Source organism: Myroides oncorhynchi, from assembly GCF_020905415.1.
In the GTDB taxonomy this organism is placed as follows: Bacteria; Bacteroidota; Bacteroidia; order Flavobacteriales; family Flavobacteriaceae; genus Flavobacterium; species Flavobacterium oncorhynchi_A.
In genome coordinates, this window is record NZ_JAJJMP010000001.1 from 3,763,389 (window position 1) to 3,786,875 (window position 23,487).

17 protein-coding genes are annotated in these 23,487 nt (G+C 35.8%); 1 reads left to right on the forward strand and 16 read right to left on the reverse strand.

All coding sequences use genetic code 11. From position 1 onward, the window contains the following. Nucleotides 1-96: 96 nt before the first annotated feature. The 3 genes from LNQ81_RS18220 to LNQ81_RS16375 all read right to left on the reverse strand — a co-directional run bounded on the left by LNQ81_RS18220 (nucleotide 97) and on the right by LNQ81_RS16375 (nucleotide 4,256). On the reverse strand, nucleotides 97-777 hold the full coding sequence (locus tag LNQ81_RS18220; protein ID WP_229948599.1) for a helix-turn-helix domain-containing protein: 681 nt from the start codon (nucleotides 775-777) through the stop codon (nucleotides 97-99). A gap of 977 nt (nucleotides 778-1,754) precedes the next feature. Beyond that, nucleotides 1,755-2,849 carry a helix-turn-helix domain-containing protein gene (locus tag LNQ81_RS16370; RefSeq protein ID WP_229948601.1) on the reverse strand — a complete coding sequence of 365 codons (1,095 nt, stop codon included), beginning with the start codon at nucleotides 2,847-2,849 and terminating at the stop codon, nucleotides 1,755-1,757. Between the two features lie 1,086 nt (nucleotides 2,850-3,935). Further along, nucleotides 3,936-4,256 (reverse strand): hypothetical protein, encoded by a 321-nt coding sequence (locus LNQ81_RS16375; protein WP_229948603.1) that lies wholly within the window; start codon nucleotides 4,254-4,256, stop codon nucleotides 3,936-3,938. A gap of 134 nt (nucleotides 4,257-4,390) precedes the next feature. Between LNQ81_RS16375 and LNQ81_RS16380 the strand changes: the two genes are divergently transcribed. Next, a complete protein-coding gene (locus LNQ81_RS16380; protein ID WP_229948606.1) occupies nucleotides 4,391-5,329 on the forward strand; it encodes a Dyp-type peroxidase in 939 nt (312 codons plus the stop codon). A gap of 185 nt (nucleotides 5,330-5,514) precedes the next feature. Here LNQ81_RS16380 and LNQ81_RS16385 read toward each other — a convergent pair whose 3' ends face one another. The 13 genes from LNQ81_RS16385 to LNQ81_RS16445 all read right to left on the reverse strand — a co-directional run bounded on the left by LNQ81_RS16385 (nucleotide 5,515) and on the right by LNQ81_RS16445 (nucleotide 23,423). Beyond that, entirely contained in the window at nucleotides 5,515-6,018 is a 504-nt protein-coding gene (locus tag LNQ81_RS16385) for an acetyl-CoA carboxylase (protein WP_229948608.1), read from the reverse strand. A gap of 452 nt (nucleotides 6,019-6,470) precedes the next feature. After that, nucleotides 6,471-7,748, reverse strand: coding sequence for an adenosylmethionine--8-amino-7-oxononanoate transaminase (gene bioA, locus LNQ81_RS16390; RefSeq protein ID WP_229948610.1), 1,278 nt, complete (start codon nucleotides 7,746-7,748; stop codon nucleotides 6,471-6,473). Nucleotides 7,749-7,928: 180 nt separating this feature from the next. Then, nucleotides 7,929-8,498 (reverse strand): dethiobiotin synthase, encoded by a 570-nt coding sequence (gene bioD / locus LNQ81_RS16395; RefSeq protein WP_229948612.1) that lies wholly within the window; start codon nucleotides 8,496-8,498, stop codon nucleotides 7,929-7,931. Continuing rightward, entirely contained in the window at nucleotides 8,485-9,606 is a 1,122-nt protein-coding gene (locus tag LNQ81_RS16400) for an aminotransferase class I/II-fold pyridoxal phosphate-dependent enzyme (protein ID WP_229948614.1), read from the reverse strand. Before LNQ81_RS16400 ends, bioD begins: the two co-directional genes overlap by 14 nt. A gap of 3 nt (nucleotides 9,607-9,609) precedes the next feature. After that, nucleotides 9,610-10,212 (reverse strand): hypothetical protein, encoded by a 603-nt coding sequence (locus tag LNQ81_RS16405; protein ID WP_229948616.1) that lies wholly within the window; start codon nucleotides 10,210-10,212, stop codon nucleotides 9,610-9,612. A gap of 415 nt (nucleotides 10,213-10,627) precedes the next feature. Next, complete coding sequence (locus LNQ81_RS16410; protein WP_229948617.1) at nucleotides 10,628-13,621, reverse strand: VWA domain-containing protein; 2,994 nt, start codon at nucleotides 13,619-13,621, stop codon at nucleotides 10,628-10,630. Nucleotides 13,622-13,873: 252 nt separating this feature from the next. Continuing rightward, the gene (locus LNQ81_RS16415; RefSeq protein WP_229948618.1) at nucleotides 13,874-15,136 is read right to left on the reverse strand and encodes a type II toxin-antitoxin system HipA family toxin; all 1,263 of its coding nucleotides are present in this window, start codon (nucleotides 15,134-15,136) and stop codon (nucleotides 13,874-13,876) included. Nucleotides 15,137-15,138: 2 nt separating this feature from the next. Then, a complete protein-coding gene (locus LNQ81_RS16420; RefSeq protein WP_229948620.1) occupies nucleotides 15,139-15,396 on the reverse strand; it encodes a helix-turn-helix domain-containing protein in 258 nt (85 codons plus the stop codon). Nucleotides 15,397-15,543: 147 nt separating this feature from the next. Further along, the gene (locus tag LNQ81_RS16425) at nucleotides 15,544-16,464 is read right to left on the reverse strand and encodes a hypothetical protein (RefSeq protein ID WP_229948623.1); all 921 of its coding nucleotides are present in this window, start codon (nucleotides 16,462-16,464) and stop codon (nucleotides 15,544-15,546) included. Between the two features lie 225 nt (nucleotides 16,465-16,689). Next, nucleotides 16,690-18,624: a DUF262 domain-containing protein gene (locus LNQ81_RS16430; RefSeq protein ID WP_229948624.1), complete on the reverse strand. Its 1,935-nt coding sequence runs from the start codon at nucleotides 18,622-18,624 to the stop codon at nucleotides 16,690-16,692. A gap of 257 nt (nucleotides 18,625-18,881) precedes the next feature. Beyond that, the gene (locus LNQ81_RS16435) at nucleotides 18,882-22,271 is read right to left on the reverse strand and encodes a carboxypeptidase-like regulatory domain-containing protein (RefSeq protein WP_229948626.1); all 3,390 of its coding nucleotides are present in this window, start codon (nucleotides 22,269-22,271) and stop codon (nucleotides 18,882-18,884) included. 137 nt (nucleotides 22,272-22,408) lie between these two features. Beyond that, nucleotides 22,409-23,113 (reverse strand): HAD family hydrolase, encoded by a 705-nt coding sequence (locus LNQ81_RS16440; protein WP_229949315.1) that lies wholly within the window; start codon nucleotides 23,111-23,113, stop codon nucleotides 22,409-22,411. A gap of 172 nt (nucleotides 23,114-23,285) precedes the next feature. Then, nucleotides 23,286-23,423, reverse strand: coding sequence for a hypothetical protein (locus LNQ81_RS16445; protein WP_229948627.1), 138 nt, complete (start codon nucleotides 23,421-23,423; stop codon nucleotides 23,286-23,288). Nucleotides 23,424-23,487: the final 64 nt, after the last annotated feature.

Here is a 23,487-nt window from a genome sequence, read left to right on the forward strand (position 1 = left end):
GTTAATATTTTATTTTAACATATATTATCTTTTAAAATCCAAAGTATTTTATTAATTCAGAAGCAATACTTCTAAAATAAGTATCTAAAATCTTCATTACTTACTCAACAAAGCAGAAGGGGGAAAACCATATACCTGAACAAATGCACGATAGAAAGACAATCTATTATTAAATCCACAAAAACTAGTTAATTCCTCTACTGTCACATCCTTATTTTTTTCTTTAATTAATCCCACTGCATACTCTACCCTTAGCCGGTTTATATATTGTCTAAAGCTTATAGAATTAGATTCTTTAAAGTACTCTGACAATTCCTTCTTATCTATTTCTAATACTTCAGAAAGCTTTTGTAAGGTCAAATCTACATTCAAATAAAGTTTACTTTCAATCAACTGTTCAAATAACTTCTGACGAATAACCATCATGCGCTGTTCTTTCTCCATAGTAAATTGAAATTCCTTTGTGTCCAAACAAAGTTCGTCAACCTCTTTTTTGTTACATTCTATTGATACTTCTAGCTCTTCAAGTTCTGGTTGATTATCTAAGTTTGGGCCTTCTTGCTCTCCTATTAATAACTGTATTGCTTCACTTTTTATCTTTAATCTTCCCTTATAATTATTAATTATATAACTATTCATAGCATCTAAAAAAGAAACAATAAGCAAAATAAGACAATAGAATACATAAATATAATCGGCATCAAAAACTCCAATAGGCTTAAATGTCAGCACAGCATAGAAGAAAGAACAACTTAACACTAATAAAATATAACTCACAATCACACTATTTTTTTTAAAATCTAATTCATATTTTATCATATATAAATAACCATAACTTCCATATAACAAACAACTTACTACTATCAACACATAAAGTATTCTATCTATCGAAAGTAAATATTCAGAATTAGGTAAAAATAGCTTCGACAACAAACAAAATATTGGAAAAACTATAAAAGGTAATAGATGCCATAAAATCCTAATAGAGACATTATATAATAGCAAAAACAATAAAGGACCTATTGTCAACGCAAAATAAGCGCTTAAGTAAAAACTAATAATCCCCTTATCTCTCTTTATCAGATACACTAGAAAAGAGGATAAAACTAAAATACAACATAGAAAAAAAATCTTCTTATCTATATTGCGTTTTGATTTATTAAAACTAAAAAGAACAACATAGCTAACAAAAAAAAGGAGAATCAAAAACAGTAGAACCATAATAAATTGTAAATAGAAAACAATTAAACTCTGTACATAAAATCTCTTTAAAAGAAAAAAACTCTTCACTTTTTTGACTACTTTGATAGACACAATAAAAAATTTGTAATATTCTTATTAGTCCAAAAACTATCCAAAGGGTAACACATGCTACATTTAATAAAAATAGATATCTAAATAAATAGGATTTGAAGAGTGTTTATATACTTAAACTTGAAAAACAAAACTAGAAGCCTTATGTTAATTCCATGTATCAAAACAGGCTCTCTCTCCTCATCTAAAGCCTAATGGTACATACTTTAAGAATATCAAACGTTAAAAAAGCACAGTATCACTTTATTTAGTTTACTTTTTTAACAACTAAAAACATCATTATTTGAATTTCTATACAATAGAACGAGTCTAGAGGTAGATATTGGTAAATTAAGGTATGGTTTACTACTTTTCTTTCAAAATCACTGAATACACTCCTTAAAAAGAAAAGCGGTACTCTATATTGAATACCGCTTGGATCAGCACGAAACTGACTATTTTTACTTATCTAATAAAGCTGAAGGTGGAAAACCATACCACTGAACAAAGGCTCTATAAAAAGATAACCGAGTATTAAACCCACAATAAAATGCTAGTTCTTCTACTGTGATATCCTTATTTTTTTCTTGAATCAGATTAACTGCATATTCTACTTTTAATCGATTAATATACTGTCTAAAATTAGTTGAATGGCTATTTTTAAAATACAATACCAATTCCTTTTTACTGATACATATAACAGTAGCTAATTGATCTATCGTTAGATCAGGCTCTAAGTAAAGTTTGGTTTCTATCAAATCTTTAGACAGCTTCTGGCGAATAATTTCTATTCGTTCTTGCTTCTCTGTGTCCCCCACTTCCTTCTTAGTCTCTCTATGCTCATCAGGTAACTCTTGTAAGAATTCTGACCAAACGACTTGCTTTCCTTCCCCTTTTATAAGATACTCCATTTGATCTAAGATACGAGAATCAGTTTTCTGCTTTCTACAGCTTAAAGCAACGTTGAGTTCTGTCAACAACGCCACTCCTATCAGGAAGAAGCAGTATATCATATACACATAATCTATATCAAATGCTGATGGAGATTTAAAAAAAAGCAAACCAAAAAAGAAAGCACAACTGAATACTAATACGATATAAGAAATAACAATGCTATTGTGCTCAAAACTGAGTTCCTCTTGAACTACGTAGAGATAACCATAACTTCCATAGATTATGCAGCTCAATGCTACTGTTGCAAAGAGAATATCATCTACAAATGGCAAATACCACGAATAAAAAGAAGGAACAAAAAAGAAACTCAATATATCTACTGCAGAAAAGATAATAAGAGGAAGCAAATGGTAATAAATCTTACTCTCCTTATTCTTTAATAACAATAGTAATAATGGACCTATAGTCAGTCCTAAAAAAGCTCCTAAGGAGAAATTTAAAGCAATTTTATCTCGCTTGATGAAATAAACTAGAAATGCTAATACTACAAGAATACAAGAGAGGTAAAATACCTTTTTATCTCCAATCTCCTTGGACATATTATGACTAAAAACAAGGACATAACTAACAAAAAGTAATACTATTAAGAATAATAAAATCATAATTTAAACGCTTGGGGGGGAGCTTATATAATTTATGTACAGTTCTATTAGAAATTAAACCTTATGGTTATCTTCTAAAATTTGTCTGCCTCATTCTATTCGGAATTGAAACACAACTACTTTTATTTAGCTTACGATCTACATATATGATATCTGTTTATTTAAAATTCAGATACTCTTTTAATTGTATCACAGTGTCTACTCTTAATATTTTACTAGTCTTCACTAATACAGTTATCATATATGAACATAAGGTAAGCACACTAATAAATAAGATAATCGACTTAATACCAATATTAAAGTACATAAACTGCTCGGCATGTATAGTGTGATAGAAAGTATCAAAAACGATTCCAACGTTCAAGAGTACAACATAAAAAATGAGAAAATAATTAATAAAACACGTATATCCCTTCTGAAATCTATTCTCTATAGTAATCTTTTTAGCATAACAATAAAAAAACAAAATATACATCACACTATAAAGGTTAAACAAGCATATCTCTAACCAATTAAAATGGTGTTCTACCAGATTTAGAACCAAAAAAACAACTCCTACTATAATTAACTTATAAGCTTCTCTTTTAACTAGAGAATACGTAAAAAAAGGCAAAAGAGATACCAAAATAATATTAGCTAGTAAAGGGAAAAAATTAAACGACTCTTTCAAAAGCATTTCTTGATAAAAAGGAATGCATAAAATAAGAAATACTGTTAGAAGAAAGAAAAATAGTTTTACAGGGCTACTTTTTTTGACTCTTTTATTGAGTTCCCCCTGTCTCATATAGCTATTTTTGTTAAAAAAGACATTTTCAAAAACCTTATAATTTATCATATTGTGATGAGAAGGTACAAAAAAGTCACATATACTAATAGTCCACTAATTACAACAGTCCGTGATATACTCTAGCTTTTCACAGCGTATTTTAAACAATATGTACAAAGAAGGATAAATACAAAACTATTATTCAAAATAAAAACAACTAAGCACTAAACCTTATAGGAATGTTAAAAAATAATTTTAACATATATAAGAATAAATATTCGCAATGTGCATTATTTATAGGAGATTATATCATTAGAGAGTTAAGTCTTTTTTATCAAACCATTCACTTTTTTATCTAACATATGCCAACCTATAAAAAATCCAACTAAAAGAATGGTATAGATAACTAACCATGGAAGAACAGGAGTATTAAGAAAGTTATAAAACATAACTGCTATCAAAAATAAAATCGGATAAAGCATCACTAAGACACAGAATGTTTTTGAAACCAAATTATTCCAATAATAAAGTCCTTTAAGGTCTTTTGATTTAGGTGAACCAAGAGACATAAGCGATGGAACGAACATAGCTAAACTTCCTAAAAAAGCTAAACTCACTATACCCCACAATACTATTTGCATACAATACTTAATTTTAAACAAAACTAAACAAATATATTGAATCATAAACCTCTTATTTAAAAGCATAATCCCTCCGTTTTGCCTAAAAAATAGGTATCTTTACATGACTTACATTAACTATTAAAACAAATAAAATGAGTCAAAAACCACAGAATGTTACTGATTATCCGAATAACAATACTATTTTTTCGGTTTGGAAGTTTAAAGAAGGAGCTGAGATTAAAGAAGCTTTTGAAGCTTTGTGTGGATTAGTAAATAATCTTAATAGTTCATTTAAAGTTCGTATAACAGAAGGTCCTACGAGTTGTATCTTAGGGATTAGCCACGATGCTTGGTTAAAGCTTGGTCTTCCTACTCCACTGCCTAAAGAGCTAGTCCCTTTTAAAGAAATAAAAGGAGATAAACACACCGCTGTATCTACTGATGCAGATCTACACTTACACTTAAGCGCTGTTAATTCTGCGATATGCTATGATATGGCAATGGCGATTTCTAAAGTACTACTTCCTGTAGCAGAGTGCATCGATGAAGTACAAGGGTTCAAGTATTGGGATGGGCGTGCGATTATCGGTTTTGTTGATGGCACTGAGAACCCTAATGGAGAAGACAGAAACTACTTCGGGATTGTGAGTGACAGCGAACCTAACTATAAAGGAGGTAGCTACCTATTTGTTCAGAAGTATATCCACTTCATGAAAGACTGGGATAACCTATCTGTGGAAGAACAAGAGAAAGTAATGGGGCGTTATAAAACAACAGATATCGAAATGGAAGAACATAAAAAACCTTCTAATGCGCATACTGCTTTAACAGCTATCGAAGATGAAGATGGTAACGAACTAAAGATCATCAGAGCTAATATGCCTTATGCTAATCCTTCTAAAGGACAGGCAGGGACGTACTTCATCTCGTACGCATCTACGTTCAGTACAACAGAAAAGATGCTTAAAAATATGTTTATAGGCGAGCCTGTAGGTAACTATGACAGAATACTAGACTTTAGTAAAGCTATATCAGGTACTTTATTCTTCGCTCCTTCACTAGATATATTAGATGATTATTTAGCAGAATAAGATATTCCCTTAAATACCTATTATACAAAAGACACCTCTTAGGCAAATGCTTTAGAGGCGTTTTTTTATTTTAAATTTTATTTTCTGAAATACTGTAATTGTTTACTCAGTTAGTTCTTTTGCTTTTAAAACAAGAAACCGACATCGCTTTCGCAACATCGGTTTTATTCATCTACTTTATTTTTCTACATATATCTATCCCAATTGTCTTCTAATACAAGTCCATTAGTACAGTATAGGCAGCGTTTCTCTTTAATCTTCTTCATCTCTCCACAGTCAGGACAAGTTACCTGCGCTGTATCTTCATTCACTCGCTGCTGAAGTTCGATACTATCATCATAACAGTCTCCTCCTTTACTTCCTAAGGTCACAGTGTACTTATACCCACGTTCACTAGTGAACGCACACTCTCCATCTGTAATGTTCTGAGGAGCAAAGTTTGCCTTATCTAACCAGCCTTCCTCAGGCCAATTGATTTCAGTCAAGTTTCCACCTTTCACTTCTACGCTCAACTGATACGTACTGCTACTTCCTGTAAAAGGATTCGCATACTTAATCTCTGCGCAGTAAGTTCCATCTGTATAATAGTCACTCTCACCATAAATGGTAAAACCGTGTGACCCGGCACTTTTTTTGCAAGCGAACAACAATAATGTTAGACCCGCAAATAACAGAACGATTTGTTTCATTATCCTATTTAAAATACCTCAACCTAAGTAAGACCTTGCTTTAGCCTTGATATACGTTATAAAAAATCACTACTTACACACTCCACAACTATTCCCCTTCTGAGAACAGTGCTTGCAGTATTTGCAATTCTTACACGTTTTACAATTTGATGAACCTGTACAGGTAGCATAGCTTACCGAACTATAATTACCAGCAAAAGCTAACAAGCTAAATACAGATAATGTAACTAATAAATAACTCTTCATTGTTTTACTTTTTATCTCTATTAGACAATAATAATGCCAATCAAAACTACCTCTATAATTCATCACGCTAAAAGCGGTGCAAATTTATCAAAGTATATGTGAAGAAAAACTTAAATTATCATCTTTATTTTATGCTTTTTTAAGGAGTTATTTTAAGAGTAATAAAGAAGAAAAAAAACAATCATTATAACTGTTTAATCACTGACTTACATCATCGACAAAGCCTCTAATATACAGCTATATATATAATCCAAATCTTCGTCGGATGTACAATAGGGTGGCACAAGATACATGATATTTCCAAGAGGTCGCATTAACACTCCACGCTCCAAGAAGAAGGGATATAATATATCATGCATATCACTGAAGTAAGAAGTATGCTCTGAAGTCTTCCATTCCATCGCAAAAATAGTTCCACACTGACGGGCATCTAACACCTTAGTGTGCTGTTTTAACTGATTGATAAATGCCTTGTGTTTACTTGCTATTCGAGTGATATTATCTTGGGTGTTTTGTTCTAATAGTAGATCCATACTCGCTAATGCTGCTGTACAGGCTAGTGGACTAGCCGTAAACGAATGCCCATGAAACAAGGCTTTCGTCTTATCTTCTGTATAAAAAGCTTGGTAAATCTCTTCTGTACACGTAGTCATCCCTAGAGGTAGCGTACCTCCTGTTAACCCCTTAGAGAAGCACATCACATCAGGTGTCTCAGTCAAGTGATCCACAGCAAATAGCTTACCTGTCCTCCCAAAACCGACAAATATCTCATCTTGTATCAAGAGTATCTCTCTCTCTTTACAGTGTTTCATTAACGCCGATAGATGCTCTGCCTTATGCATCAGCATTCCCCCTGCGCCTTGCACTAAAGGCTCATAGATAAAGCATATCATCTCAGAGGCGTACATATCGATAAATGCCTTAGTCTGTGCTAGATTATCCTCTGTAGGCGTATCTATAAACAGTACTTCAAACAACATCTCTCCAAAAGGATCAGTCCAAATCCCCCTACCACTCACAGACATTGCGCCGAAAGTATCTCCGTGATACCCATTCTTAAATGCGATAACCTTGTGCTTATTTCCTCCTTTGTTATAATCAGCTTGTAGTGCCATTTTAAGTGCTACTTCTATAGCTGTAGACCCATTATCTGTATAAAAAGCCTTCGTTTGACTCTCAGGTAATAACGCTAATAATCGCTCTGACAACTCTATCGCGGGCTGATGTGTAAACCCCGCAAAGATCACTTGCTCTAACGTAGTTACTTGCTCACTTAACTTCTTGGCGATATAAGGGTGTGCGTGTCCATGTAAAGTCACCCACCACGAAGACACCGCATCTATATATTGCTTGCCATTCGCGTCGAATATATAACTCCCCTGCCCCCTAACGATAGGGATAATATTATTTGCCGTTTTCATCTGCGTATACGGATGCCAATTAACTGCATAGTCTCTATCTACTAATTCTTGTTGTTTTGTCATTTTATTGTTTTTTTGTGATGTTGTTTTTTTGTGATGTTGTTTTTTTGTGATGTCGTGACGTCTATATCCACAGACCACATCACCCTATGCCGAAGGCAACAATTCTTAATTCCCCACCTTTGTAGATATACATTCTTCAAGATATATCATCTTTTAAACGCAGAATCAAACTGTAAACCGTCAACTGTAAACCTTTTCATCAACATACATAACCTCCGTCTCCTCACCTATCCCCCTTTTAATAGCCTCCATAGAATAAGGGTTGAACTTCCCGTTAAACACTAGATAAGTGATAAGTATTCCCCTTGATTTTAATGCTTCTATAGACAGTATCGTGTGGTTAATACACCCGAGATAATCCCTAGTGACTAAGACTACAGGGAGGTTAAGATGAGCGATTAGGTCGATCATATAGACATCCGAATTAATAGGTACAAATAGCCCTCCTGCACCCTCTACGATAAGGTTATTATTCGTCTCAGGCAGTGTGAAGTCGGTTAACTGTATCGTTATCCCCTCTCTCTCAGCAGACTCGTGTGGTGAAGCAGGTATCTTTAATGCGTAGCGTTCTTTATGAATAACAGTGCCTTCAGATAGTGCTTTGACTTTCATACTGTCTGAATCGTGCAAATCACCTGATTGGATTGGTTTCCAATAGTCTGCTTTAAATTTATCTACTAATACGGCAGATACGACTGTCTTGCCAATACCTGTGCCTATTCCTGTGACGAAAAGTTTAATGGGTTCCATTGTGTTGTTTTATAATTTGAAATAGTTGTATAATCTCTTCTTGTGTATTAAATGTATGTAAGCATATGCGCAAACGCTCCGTACCCACCGCTACAGTAGGTGGTCTAATCACACAGACATTGATGGCTGCCTTTTGTAAATCAGTCATTAAATCAGTGACGTTATTTACCTTGTTTAAACGAATAGTTTGTATCGGACTAGCAGTTACAGACATACCCTTAGGAGCTAAAGACTGATAAGTATGGATTACTCCTTGAAGTTTCTTTTGCAAGTCTTTATGAGTCAAGATAAACTCATACGCTACCCTCATACTCACAGCCATCAGAGGGCTTGGCGAAGTGCTATAGATAAAGGGCGAACCGAAGTTTACTAGTGCTGACTTTAATGCTGCACTACCTAGAACACTTGCTCCGTGTACTCCCATCGCCTTGCCATAGGTTACCACAGTTGCAAATACCTGAAGACATAACCCCAACTCACTTACTCTACCTAATCCATAGACTCCGATAGCGTGTGCTTCATCCACTATCAAAAAAGCGCCATATCTCTGCGTTAAAACAACGATCTCTTCTAAAGGAGCTAAGTCTCCCTCCATCGAATAAAGACTCTCTATCGCCACGTATACCTCTCCTGTGGCTTGCTGAAGTAGCCGTTCTAGATCTAGCAAGTCGTTGTGCTTAAACTTCCATTTGCTCGCTCTAGATAATGAACACCCATCATGTACTGACCGATGGATATACTCATCTACGATAATAGTATCTCTAGGAGTCGGCAGATTGCCAAAAAGAGCGAGATTTGCCTGATACCCCGATCCAAATAACAAGGCTGATTCTATTCTGTGTATCGTAGCGATATACTGCTCTACATCCTCCACTATCTGTGAGTTCCCACTAATAAGCCGAGATCCTGTACTTCCGCCTAATAGCTTTGGGTTAGCATATACCGCATCTAATAAACGCTGCTCAAACGCCTTGTTTTGACTCAGTCCGAGATAATCATTAGAGAAGAAGTCTGTCGCTATAGAGCTATATTGTCTTAGTTGGCGGTAGTTTCCTTGAGCAATCCGCTCTTGAAGGCGATTCCTTAAGGATAAAGGCAATATCTCCATCCCTTAAGCTATCTCATTTGTAATTGCCTCTAACCACGCTAGACTAAGTTGCTGTTCATAGTGAAGGATCACCTCAGCATGCTTCTCCCAATCAGGAGAAAATGCTTCCAGCTGAATGATCATTTCCTCTAGATGTCCTTGTTCCTCCGCTATTATTGACTTGACCATCACCTTAGATGAATGCGTTTCTAATACCTCTTGGTAAATAGGATAGAGCAAATCAGCTCGTACCTCGATCGCATAAGTCACTAGCAAATAAGCGGCAAAGCGAAGTGACGCACCACTTAACTGTAAAGTCTCCTTTAGGTATCTCACACAGAAGATATCGAGGCGCTGCAAGTATTGTTGTGTTTGTATAGGTGCTAATAAGCTAACAGTATCATATCGCTCCGGAAAAGGAACGGATAGCTTTTTGATTTGCTTCTTTAGGTAGTAGGCGTGTCTGTGCTCCTCTGTGACGTGCTTGAGTTGAAGGAAAGTTACCTCATATGGATTCTCGCAGGCAGATATCTTACGAGCCCCTGTATTCTCCATAAAGGACAAGGCATTTAGCCATTTGCTATGTAGGGTGTCATTCGCTACGATAGTATTTAATAGTTGTTTCATCTTGTGTTCGTTTATGGCACAAAACTAGAGCGACTAGGTGGACTATATGGAAGCCAGTTTAAAGAAAAAAGCTAGTCCGGAGAGGTTAATTAGGAATTAAAAATGATGAATTAGGAATGATTGCCTTCGCCATTAGGGTAGTGAATGCTATACACATTTCGTCTACTATCTCATTGGGCAATGCGAGAAGTAACCGTGAGGGTTTCTTGCTGAATAAGGCCCTCTGAGCAAACATTGAGCAATAAATACGCACTTATTTAGCAGATATCAGGAAGAGGGAAGGGATTTATGAAAGTACACTTTAATTATCACTTCGTAAGGGGAATTATCTTTTAAACGCAAGTTAAAAACTGTTAACCGATTACTGTAAACAAAAAAGCCACCTCAGTTAAGGCGGCTTTGAATACTATACTATTTAAAATTTGATTGTTTCTACTATCTCTTTTTCTTTGCGTTCTTTTAGGATAATGGTCTTTTTAGTGACTTGTTGTTTGCTTGTACCGAAGTATTTATATACCTCAACATAGGCTTTAGCAACTGATCTAGTCTTAACGTCATTCTGTGCGAAGTAGTTAATCGCGATCTCGTACTTCCCTGACTTCGCTTTTGGCAATACGTACATCTCAGGTCCATACCCTTGTCTTACATCTAGAGAGATATGTCCACCTTGCTTAGTATTTCTATTGCGGTAAGAGCATTCTTCTCTATTCGATTCTAAGACGTGTAAGTCAAGATCTGTACTCTCCACGTTCCAATATACTAAAGCAACAAGATCATTCTCTATCTCTCCTTTGAATTCGGCTATATAATCATCGTTTACTTGGCTTTTAAGTTGTTTGACGAACATCTTGTCTTTTATCGACTGATTTGAATTCTTTGTTTCTAGTTGTTTAATAAAATTAGAGGCAAATAGTCCATTAATCGCTTTAATACTTCCGTAATCTCCTCGTTTAAACCCATTAGAAGTTCCGATGTAATAGAAGATTAATGCCAACTTAGGGTTAGTCTGCTCTAATGCTCTAGCCATATTAAAGTAGATCAATCGGTCTTGCTCACGTGTCTTTAATACTTTCTGACCTAGGTAATAAGCGTCGTATCCATATCCTATATTCATCGTATAGGTCAATAAATCTCTAAGTACATCAGTATCTCCACCATTCTTCTCTACGATAGAACTCAATAGCTTTAAGGCGTCAGCATCCATCTTATTATGCGCTCTTAAGTTTGCTAACTCATATAGTTTATCAAAGGTCACATCTGCATCACTTAACACATCGCCTTCAGCAGAAGTCTGCTGCTGCTTAGACCATATCTTATACTTTTGGTCTTTAGGTTTGATTATAAAGTCTTCATTAGTCATAGACTCCAAATAACTCTTCAGCATATCGTCATCTTTGCCTAGTATATTTTGTTTTTGCAAAGTAACAATCCAATTCTCAAATAACTTCTTCACATCAAAAGGACTAGCATGTAAGAACTCTTTCATTAGTTCACTAACCGTAAAATCACGTACGAAGTCTTTCGCTTTACTCCCCTGGTTAATCCCATAGTTCTCATAATCACGTGGGGTCTCTAACATCAAAAATGAAGTATAGTTACTCACCATTCTAAAGTTGATTGAATAATTAACCACAGCTGACTTTAGCGCATCCCCTATTTGATCAAGGTTGCCTACAGCTATCTTACCATAGATACGAGATGCTAGATCAGAAGACACTCTATAAGAAGGCTTAAACTCTATAGTAGCCATGCTCTTACCTGAAGAAGCTTTAATCACGATCGGCATACTCATATCACCACGAGCACCGAACTGTAATACTTGTCCATCGTACAAGTCTGTCACACCACCCTCTATCAAGATATCGCTAACAGAACCACCTGATATACTATTTATGTTCCAAGTCTTATAGCGCAATGCTTTTGCACTTTCTACTAACTGCTCACCGCTGTTCGCTGTGAAGTTACTACCTCCTGTTTTATGACTCAGGTAATTTAACACCTCACTATTCGCTCCTGCTATCCCTGTCTTAAAAGTATAGATGCGATCACCTGATTTGATATTACTCAGTAAAGCATCCTTAGACTCATTCCCCCAATTTAGATCACCATCACTTAGCAGTAATATATTCTTAGGAGTAGAAGTAGCGGCTAACCATCGAGGTGTAGAAGCTTCTTTTAAGGCACGGCCTAAGTCTGTAGCTCCCTCAAGTGCTAAGTTGTCAAGATAAGTCTTTAACGCAGCTCTATTCGCTTTCGTATTCGTTGTATATTCTTCTTTATACCACGTAGTTCCTATATTAAAATTAAGTACTGAGAAACGCTTTATCACATCTTCATTCTTTTCCAATACCTCCGTCATCAGGTTAACCCATATGCCGAAAAGCTGTGGATTAGAACTTAAAGAGGTATCTAACATAAAGACTACATCAGGGGCAATATCTGTGTTCTCTACTTTAGGCAGTGATACACGCATCGTACCTGCGATATACTCTCCTTCGTTATCTTTCTGTACTAAAGCAATAGGTTCTATGGTATTAAGCTTAATATTTATAGCCTTAATACTAGGGTTATGATAAGTTAGATATTGTTTATTATTCTTGTGCACTATCGTCGCCTTATCACGATCAGAGATTGTATATAACTTGTCATTAGCAAGTGCTAAGTCAACACGCATTTGGTTATTCACCACAGGCAACTGTAGTCCAAACTCACGAAAAGTAGTAGCCTCTACCATACTAATATCGTAACCAACTACGACGTGGTGAAGTCTATCTTGTTGTAATGGGTATATACGGCAGTTAAACATATCTGCTCCTGACCATTCCATAAGTGCAGGGTCTACTCTTCTGACTCTAGTACCATAGTAAGCCTCAGAGGCAGTCTCCTTCTCTACTATCTTTGCTTCACGAGTGTTATGCTGATCTCTACGAGTAGGTAGTGTCTCATAAGACAAATCAAAATTGTCTGTATTATAATTAAATAACGTCGCTGAGTCAATGTCTTTGGCTGATCTTCTACCTCTATCACTATCAAGCATAGTTGCTTCACCAAAAGCGAAATAATAAGGTACTGCATCAGCAGGCAACTTTAGTTTAAAGGTTCCCTCTAGTCCGTTGCCTTTATCGTTATAGAAGTATGCGTCTATCAACACACGTACACGGCTTCCATCTACCTGTACGGCTACTTGCGCATCCTCTAGAGGTAAAAAATCTTCATCACCAACTTGTATACGCATCGCATTCTCATCGATAGAGGATTTCTTCCAGGTCTCTGTATTAGAGACCTCCTCTGATACATCCGCAGTGGTCTCTGCTATAGACATATCAAGGCGATCTTCTGCCTCTCTTTTTTGACCACACGAAGTCAATAACACTCCTGCGAGTACAGTGTATAATAGTATCTTTCTCATAGCATAAGAATTTACATAAAAGTAATTCTTATGATAACGTTCTAAGTTGATTAATCGTATAAATAGCTGTTAATTAGATTATAATAGTAAGTGGTACTTTATCTCCTCATAAGGTAATTATGTTGAGATAGTACATTAATGATGCAAAGTCGGGAGACTATTGCGTAGCGATAATCACGGTATAAAAGAACATTTCAATTATCATTAATAAGTATGATAATTTCTTAAATGCAAGTTTAAAACAGTTAACTATTACACTAAACGAATAAATGCTCGTTCTATAACATCAATAACCTTATTAGGAATCTGATGCTCTACGCTATAGCTTCTAAATAGAACTGTTGCATTCTGAACTTCTTTGACTATATTACCTGCCTCCTTTATAGCAAACTCTTTTGCTATATGCATTAAATCATCAATGGTAATATTTGTACGCTTTCCATTAATAGACATAGCTCTACTTATACGAGTGTAATTCATTAACGCATCTAAAGGGTAAGTCAAATCATAAGCAGGTGATAGATTCCATTTATCCTCCTTGGGATTATAGATAAAACTAAAGTTCTTTAAATGGTCATCTATGTTAGCAAATACAACATTAAATACCATCCGTTTAAACAATACCTGTATATCCCTATGTGGAAGTTTAAGAGCTACTGCTAACTTAAATAGATTGTCATACGATGAATTATCAGGTTTTGTAAAATCCCACCCTGTCATCCCCGATGCTGTTAGAATATGTTGTTTCTCTCCGTTCTGTCTATCAAAACGAATAGTTACAAAGTGCTTATCATCAATTAACTTAGACGGCATCATCTCTATCCCTATCTCTGTAGCTATCTGATAATAAATATACTCTATCTTTTCTTTAGAATAGTGTGCTCTCTCATCAATGTCTAACTTGATCAAGTAGTGATTATATTCATCTGAGGTCACTCTATCTCCTGGGATTAATTCTCCTGTCACCTTGTGTTCAGATACTAATATCTTAGGACGAGCACCACCTGCTGAAGTCCCTATTTTAAAAATGTTTAACAGAGCTGAATCACTTAGTCCTTTTTCTTGAATAGAGGTCTTAACATCCATCACTTTTTTCACCACATCTGTAATCTCACGAATATCAATAGTTGCTGATTGACCAACCTCTTTTATCGGCATATACTCTAAAGCTCCCATCCCACGACAGCCAACATAGGTCAACTGCTCTAATGGCGAGATAGAGGACATCTCTCTATGACTAGCCTCTAACCATTCTTTAAAAACAATATTACCAAACATATCAGGTAATGAATCAGCTATCATAGGTGGTAAACCACGAAAAGTCTCTCCTGCATACTCATCAAACAATTGGACATTCTTAGTTTTTCTAATAACAAAAGGAAACAACGATTTATAATGATCGTCTATAAAACTAGGATGATACTGAAAAGAGGCCTTACGCTTATCTTCATCATAACCTAATTTACCAACTTCTATGCCCTGATAAAACACACTAATAATCTGATTCTTTGCCATAATTAATACAATGAGTCTGTTATTTCTGCTTTTTGATTAATGAATTGATACAGTCCTTGCATCTGATCATAGTACTGTAATACTTTTAAGAGTGTATCTAACGTACAGTTGTCTCCATTCTCTAGATTTGATATCGTAATACGTGACATCGCTAGTTCATTGGCTAGTTCCTGCTGTGACATATTAGATTCTTTACGCAGTTGTTTACACCATTCCCCGATGGTATTCTTAACCTCTTTTATAGTAAGTACATCAAACATATATTGAATATTATATTATTCAAATATACCAAAAATATTTAATATGAATAATATATTATACATAAAAAACACTTCAATTTATCACTTCATAAGAATGATAATCTTTTAAACGCAAGTTTAAAACTCTACACAGTTAACTGATAACTATCATCCATTAACCTTGCTTTGTGTAACTAATCTAGGTTGTACGTAAGCTCTAAACACATAGACTGCTCCGAAAGAAAAAGTAGCTACAACAAATGTAGCGATAGGAAGATTAAGTACCTTCTCTGCAGGGAATACATAGACTAAAAATGGAAAGGCATATACCGCCGGTACACGTATTTTAAACAGTTGTGATAGCCCATACATCAATACCATAAATAACGAGGCTAAGACTAGCCAATGCTCAATAAACTGATATAGTAGTACGCCTATACCTATGGCAAGTGTTAGAATAGCGACTTGCTTTACAGCGATCTTAAGAGAATACATTTTCATATTTAATGATTCATATAGTACTACAGCGATAGGCGGGATGACTGCCATCTGCTCGTTACCTGTGTAATAAGCAATCACTATCCAAACTAAGCTTATAAGGACATAAGGATACATCATCTTTGTGTTAACCTTGCCTTTGGGATCTATTCCTTTATTTAGCTTTAATACATATACCACAATCATTAATACAAAAGTAGTCACTAAAATAGCATAGATAAAAGACCACGCGTGTGCATTAGTTACTATCGGTAGAAATCCTGTAGCTAATGCAGGTGGTAAACTGTAGTTCACTACTCTGATCACTAAAAGCATCAAGACTAAAATAACCACTATCTTAACGATATAAGGAAGTGCTAACATATTTAATCCAAAGCCCATAAGAGCAGTTAATGAAGGTAATATAAATATCTTATCTGGCTGTCTTAGCCACGCTTTCTCTTGGAATACCCATAGACCTACTGCTAATGCTGCTACTTCAGGAAGTACTATCTCTGGATCTTGAAAATAAGTAGCCACTACGACCATCAAAAGAATAAAAACAAAAGCTAATAGATAGTGGTATATATCCGGTTTGTGTGATGTGTTCATTGTATTTTGGTATTTTGATAAGGCAAAAATACTTGAACTAAATGGTATAGTGCTTATATAATTTGGTGTTTTTGTTATATGGGATAATATTATAACGCAAAGTTGGGAGACTATTACGTAACGATTAAACGCAAGGTAATCGTCTCTACATTTATAAGAATAATAGGCTTTTAAACGCAAATTTAAAACTATACACTGTTAACCGACAACTGTAAACCATGTTAATTAAACCTCATCTAATAGCAACTTCTTCATCTCTGTGTCTTGGATCATCGGTAATTCCCAACGTTCGATAAACGCTTCCATCATCAGGCGACCTCTTGTCTCAATACTTTCTTTGGTCCACACAGTATATTCTAGCAAATCAAGTTCTAGTTTGCTTAGGCGGTACTCGTGCTTGATGGCATTCTGTATCTTATGCTTTACGCGTTCAAAAGAATTAGACTCATAGCGGTTATACGCCAAGAACATATTCCCTATCGAATAGCTGTAACGGTCTCTGTTGACCTTTTGCATTGCGTTAATATCCTTGTACATATTTCTGACTTCATATTCATCATCTTCTGGATAGACTAAGTATACCTTTGGCTCGGTCTGCTCTAGGAGTCCTCCTTTGCCCTCTTCTATAGTCTTTAGAAAATAGTCTAGTCCTGCCCAAGTCTTAAATCTACTTCCCTTGTGAATATGGCGAATCACTTCTTTCCAACGGAAATGCTCTACACGGGTATCCATCAGCATATTGAACAGATACTCGTTATTATGCGCTCGACCACGCTGATAATAGAAGTTGATATCACGATAAGTATCTTCCACATTCAAGGTAGAGTTATTCCCTTGTAATAAAAAACACATAATGTTATGACGCTCCATCGCAAAGAGTAGTCGTTCTACACTGCTTAGCTTCTCTGTTAATTCCAACTCAGATAGTCCGTGATCTTCCTTCACAGGCAAATCACGCATTAGTACCGCCAATACTAGGTTAAGCATATACTTACCGTATCCTCTAGGGAAGTTGGTAAGGCGTAGTAATGACTTCTGTATCGCTGGTGTCGTGATATAGACGAAGTCCTCATCGCTATCCACAGCATAAGGGTTATTAATGAAGTACCACAGGGCTACTGCCTTGCGCATACTCTCTAGCCACTGTGTTAGCTCGCTATATTCGGCATAGTTAACCTCATCACTCTGCTGCTCTAACTGAAAGTCAATGGTAAACAAATGCTTCTGATAAGACTTAAAGTCTGTACTGACCATCTTAGAATGCGAGAAATACAATAGCCAAAAAGCCTTTAAGAATGCGTCATCGTCCATCGCTTGAGTAGGATTACGACCAAGCCATTTATACACCTCTAGCCAACTCTGATTGACTTTCTTGCGGCTGCGGTCAATAGTACTTGCCACTGTCAACTGCTTAGAGACAATATACAAGACTCTATTCTTTAGTCGCTCAAGACTTGACAACTGCTTTCCTCTAAAGTTTAGCGTTTCAAAGACCATAGACACATCCAATGGACGCTCTTTAGACTCGTTTAAGTTCAATATAGAGAACAATAAATGCTTAGTAAGCTTATCTATCCAAAAGGTAAGTTCGACTTGTGTAAACGCCTTGATACGCTCGCTAAAGAATTCCTTAGCAAAAGACAGGTTATGTGTATACAACGTCTCTGTCTCTTCTGCATCATACTCAGCGTCATTAAATATCTCTCGGATCAAGTAGTTATGTGAAGGCACATCGACGTGATAACCGAAGATATAACGGTAACTATCCGCTTCGTTTACCTTAAAGTATTGGGCAGTGAGCTGCTGTTTTAAAGGGCTATCTTCTAACGCCATCACTAACTCTGATAGCAAGATAAGAATCGTCGTTAGTCGCTGCTGACCATCAACGATATTAAAGCCATCATAGCTATTCTCCCCTATTAGTAACTTCCCTGCTCTAATCCTAAACCCCTCTCTGCGTATACACTCGATATCAAAGTTACTAAAGTCAGTAACAGTCAGAATACCTGTGAAGTGAAAAGCATTGCGGTTGTGATGGGTATTGTTCAGATCACCCCACAACTCTTCCAACTCCTTCTTGGTCCACGAGTAACCTCGCTGATAATCAGGAATACGAAATACTTTACCTCTAAATACTTCTTCGAAAGTGATAATGTTCATAGTAGATGGGCTTACTTAAGGGAAGCAAAAGTAGGTAATATCAGGTAGATGGGCTAATTAGTTTAACTAAAAAGAGCTACCTCATCAGTAGCTCTTTTCATTTATTACCTTAAATCCACAGATAACGTTTAAACGAGAATGAATTGTACAAAACAGAGCAAGGTGATTAAAGCACACTGTAGTGTGGTTTTAGAGCTAATTGAAGCTATGTAAAGTAAAATTTATTCGTAGTAAATGGTAGCTGTAGATTTAAGGTACTACTTAAATATTACAGTCTCTACGACCTCTTTACTCTTGCGTTCTTTTAGGATAATAGTCTTTCTGATTACTTCCTGTTTAGGAGTACCGAAGTATTTATATACCTCGATGTACGCCTTAGCTGCTGACTTGGTTCTCATACCACTCTCTGCAAAATAGTTCAGAGCGATCTCATACTTCCCTTCTTTCGCTTTTGGCATAATGTACATCTCTGGTCCGAAACCTCTAGTTACATCCACAGATAGTTTACCACCAAGCTTGGTTGTCTTATTACTATAATTACACTCTTCATTTGATGGTTCTTTTATATGAAGATCTAAGTCTGTACTATCTATATTCCAATACGTAAGCACAACTAAATCACTGTTATAATTAGCCCCATAGTATGAAGCATAGTCTTTCTTAGCTGTTGCCTCGAGCTGTTGCATAAACATCTTCTCTTTGACAGACCAAGACTCTTTATTCTTGTTTTGTTTTTCTAAGAATGCATTGGCAAATAATCCGTTTATCGCTCTTATACTACCGTAATTATCCGTTTTGAACCGTTTAGAAGCACTGATATAGTAGAACACCGCTGCTAGTTTAGGGTTGTTATCTTCTAAGGCACGTGCCATATTAAAGTATACTAGTCTATCGTAAACACGAGTATCTAATATCTTTTGTCCCAAATAATAACTGTCATAACCACTCTGCATATTCAGCGTATGGGTAAGCAAATCTCGCAATACACTTACATCACTACCGTTCTTCTCGATAATCGAACTCATTAACTTCAGCGCATCTGCCTCAGACTGTGTCTTAGCACGCTTAGCTGCTAATACTTGTAGCGCATCAAAGGTCATCTCTTCACTAGCTAATAAGTTTATTTCCTCTTTCGTTTGACTTTTCTTTTCCCATACTTTAAACACATTCGAAGTAGGGTTAATAGCGAAGTCTTGGTCTTTCATTTCTTTGATATAGTTATCTAAAATATCATCGTTACTCTCTAAAATACTTTGTTTTCTCAATAGGGTAATCCAATTCTCAAATGCTTTCTTCGCAGTCAATGGATCAATAGAAATAAACTCTTTTAGCAGTTCTGTTACAGTAAAGTCCTTCACAAACTTCTCTGCTGTATCAAAGCTCTTCGCCTTATATCTGTCATAATCAGCTTGAGTCTCTAACATCAAGAACGAAGTAAAGTTACTCGCTACACTGTAGTAAATAGAGTAATCTACAATAGCGGTCTTTAGCTGCTCGCCGATCAAATCTAACTGCGTCAATGCTATCTTACCATACATACGAGACGCTAAGTCTGAAGTAACTTTCTTCTCTGGTTTAAACTCAAATATTTTAGTACCTGCCGCACCTGAACTTGCTTTAATCTGAATAGGCTTATCTAGTGTACCTCTTGCTGCAAGTTGGATGATTTGCCCATCGTATAACTGTGTAACTCCTCCTGCTAACAAGATATCCTTAGCTGATTCACTTAACACACTCTCTACCTTCCACGTTTTATATCTAAATGCCTTCGCGCTCTCTAACATCTGAGCCTCACTATTGGCTATAAACGAACTCGCTCCTGTATACCCGCTCAAGTAATCTAATAGCTCTGTATTAGTACCCGACATTCCGGTTTTATATGTATATATCTTATCTCCTTTATAAATCATATTAGTCAATAAATCACGAGAACTTACTCCCCAGTTTAAGTCTCCATCACTTAATAAGAAGATACTCTTATGCTTGTTTTGTGCTAACCACTTTGGTGCAGAAGCTTCTTTTAAAGCTCTTCCTAAGTCAGTAGCTCCCTCTAAAGAGAGGTTATTCATATAACTTAATAAATCTTGTCTATTCTTAGCTGTATTACTGATAAATTGCTCTTGATACCACTTAGTACCTAAATTGAAATTAACTACCGCAAAACGCTCTATAACGCCTTCATTCTGTGTAAGTATCTCATTAACTAGGTTAACCCATATCCCAAATAACGTAGGGTTAGAACTCAGTGATGTATCTAGCATAAACACGGCATCTTTAGCTATGGTGTTATCTATCTCACGAGGCAAGTTAATACGCATCGTACCCGCTATGTAATTCTCCGCTTCATTACTCTGAACAAGCGCAATAGCCGAGGCATTGTTTAGCTTCACTTTTACCTCTTTCTCCGTAGGGTTAAAGTAGGTTAAGTATTGTTTATTATTACTTTTCTCTACGATAGCGTCTTTAGACGGCGTAATCACATACTGACTATCATCTGCCACAGCTACATCTAGGCGCACCTTACTCTTCGCCTCAGGTAAACTAAGTACAAACTCTCTAAAGTCAACCCCCTCTATCATATCAACATCATAACCAACTACGATATGGTGAAGTTGATTACTCTGCAAAGGAAATACTCTACAGCTAAACATATCTGCACCCGACCACTCCATAAGTGCAGGGTCTACTTTTCTATTTATCGTAGTAAAATAAGCATCCGCAGCAGTTTGTTTCTCTGTTATTTTAGCTTGTTTAGTAGACTTTTGGTCTTCTCTTTTTTGAAGTCCTATGTTAGACAAATCGAAGTTGTCTTTTGAATAATCGTGTAACTTAGCTACTGGAGTAACGTCTTTGCCTTGTTTATCTCTATCGAAGACTGTTGTTCCCCCAAAAGCAAAGTAATAAGGTGAAGCATCCACAGGTAGTTTCAGCTTAAACGTCCCTTCTAAGCCACTACCTTTTGTGTTATAAAAGTACGCATCTATCAGTACTCTAATGCGGTTACCATCTATCTGCATTGCTATCTGGGCATCCTCTAATGGTAAGAACTCATTATCCCCTATCTCTAGGCGCATAGAGTTGTCTTTAAGTGTAGATTTTTTCCAAGTTTCAGTAGAGCCTTCATTTTTTTGTTTTGCTCTATCTCCACTTACTTCTTTATTCCCCCCTCTTCTATCCGCCATTTCTGCTCTATCATATCTAACATCTAGCATAGCAGAAGATCCAGGATTTCCATTACCTATCCCCATTGAATAGCTACTTGACTTCGCAGAAGCATCTTTATTATCATTTCTACTCTCTCTTCTAGAAGCTCTCTCTGAGTAACTAGTCACCACTACTTCATCTAATTGATCGGTAGAGGCCTCCAAAGTAACATTGTAATAATCTTTATTTTTCTCTATTTTCACTTCCTTGTCTTTCATTCCTATAAAAGAAACGATAATAGAAGTATTCTTTGCATCACTAACAGTAATGGTAAACTTTCCTTCAAGGTCTGTTTGGACTCCATTATTGGTTCCCTTTTCCATAACAGTAGCACCTGGTAATACTATACCACTTTCCTTTACTATTCCCCTTATAGTTCTAGTCCCTGCTAGTACTGTCAAACTACAGCATAGTAACATAAATAAGCAAATAATCTTTTTCATAGTGAGCGTATTATTTATATATTCATTAAATTTAACACATATTAAACGATAATAACGCAATAATCACATATTATTGTTATACTCCACAAAAAAAGCCCATCTAAAATTAGATGAGCATATATAACTAAAAGTGAATACTATCTATATTCTGGGTTTAGATAATCCACTACTTCTTTTATGTTTTCTATTTTTCTAAATTTAGGATAAGGAAGTTCTGTTTCTACTACTTCGTGTGCCCAAGTCACGTGAAATGGTATGTGTAATGCAGATCCTCCTAACTCTAACACAGGTATAATATCTGACTTAACCGAATTACCCACCATTAAGAACTCCTTGGGAGTAGATGACAATTTAAACAATAGCTTAGCATAATCTACCATCTGCTTATCACTCATCACTTCTACATGATCAAAATACTGTGATAAGCTAGAGTTACTCAACTTGCGCTCTTGATCTAGTAAGTCCCCTTTAGTAGCTAAGACTAACTTATATTTGCCATCTAGTTCCGCTAGTGTTTCTTCCACTCCGTCTAATAGCGTGATTGGTTTATCTATTAAGTTATGTCCTAAGGCTAATATATTACGTACTAGCACATCATCCATGCGATTACCTGTGATTTGAGTACCTGTCTCTAGCATACTCAATAAAAAGCTCTTCGCTCCAAATCCATAGCGATCAAGGTTTCTCATCTCTGTCTCAAACAATACTTTAGATACCTGCTTCGCTGGCAGATAATCTTTTAACAACACACAGAATGCTTGCTCCGTCTCTTGATAATATATCTCGTTATTCCACAGGGTATCATCAGCATCAAATGCAATTACTTTTATGTTTTTACTCATCATTTCTATTTATTGTGTAGTCAAATATAATGGTCAATATACAGCTTTAAAAAGACATTTGTCTTTAACCTAAAATCAGCGATAGGCAGATAAACGAAAAGTAATTATACAAGATAGATCTAAATTAGCGATTTAAGCATACTAAAGTATGGTTATAGAACTAATGAAAGAGCTAGGAAGTAGAATTACTTTGTAGTATTTGGCTAGTGCTGATTTGGGAATAACCACCTACAATAACCTGAACACTTATCTTTCCTTCTTGATTCTGATAGAATGTAAAGTTCGAAACTACACTCTCTTCTTTTTTCATCGCTTTTATCTTTTAAATAACAATTAGTCAACTCCTTATAATTCCTATTCTTTAACTTGTGCAA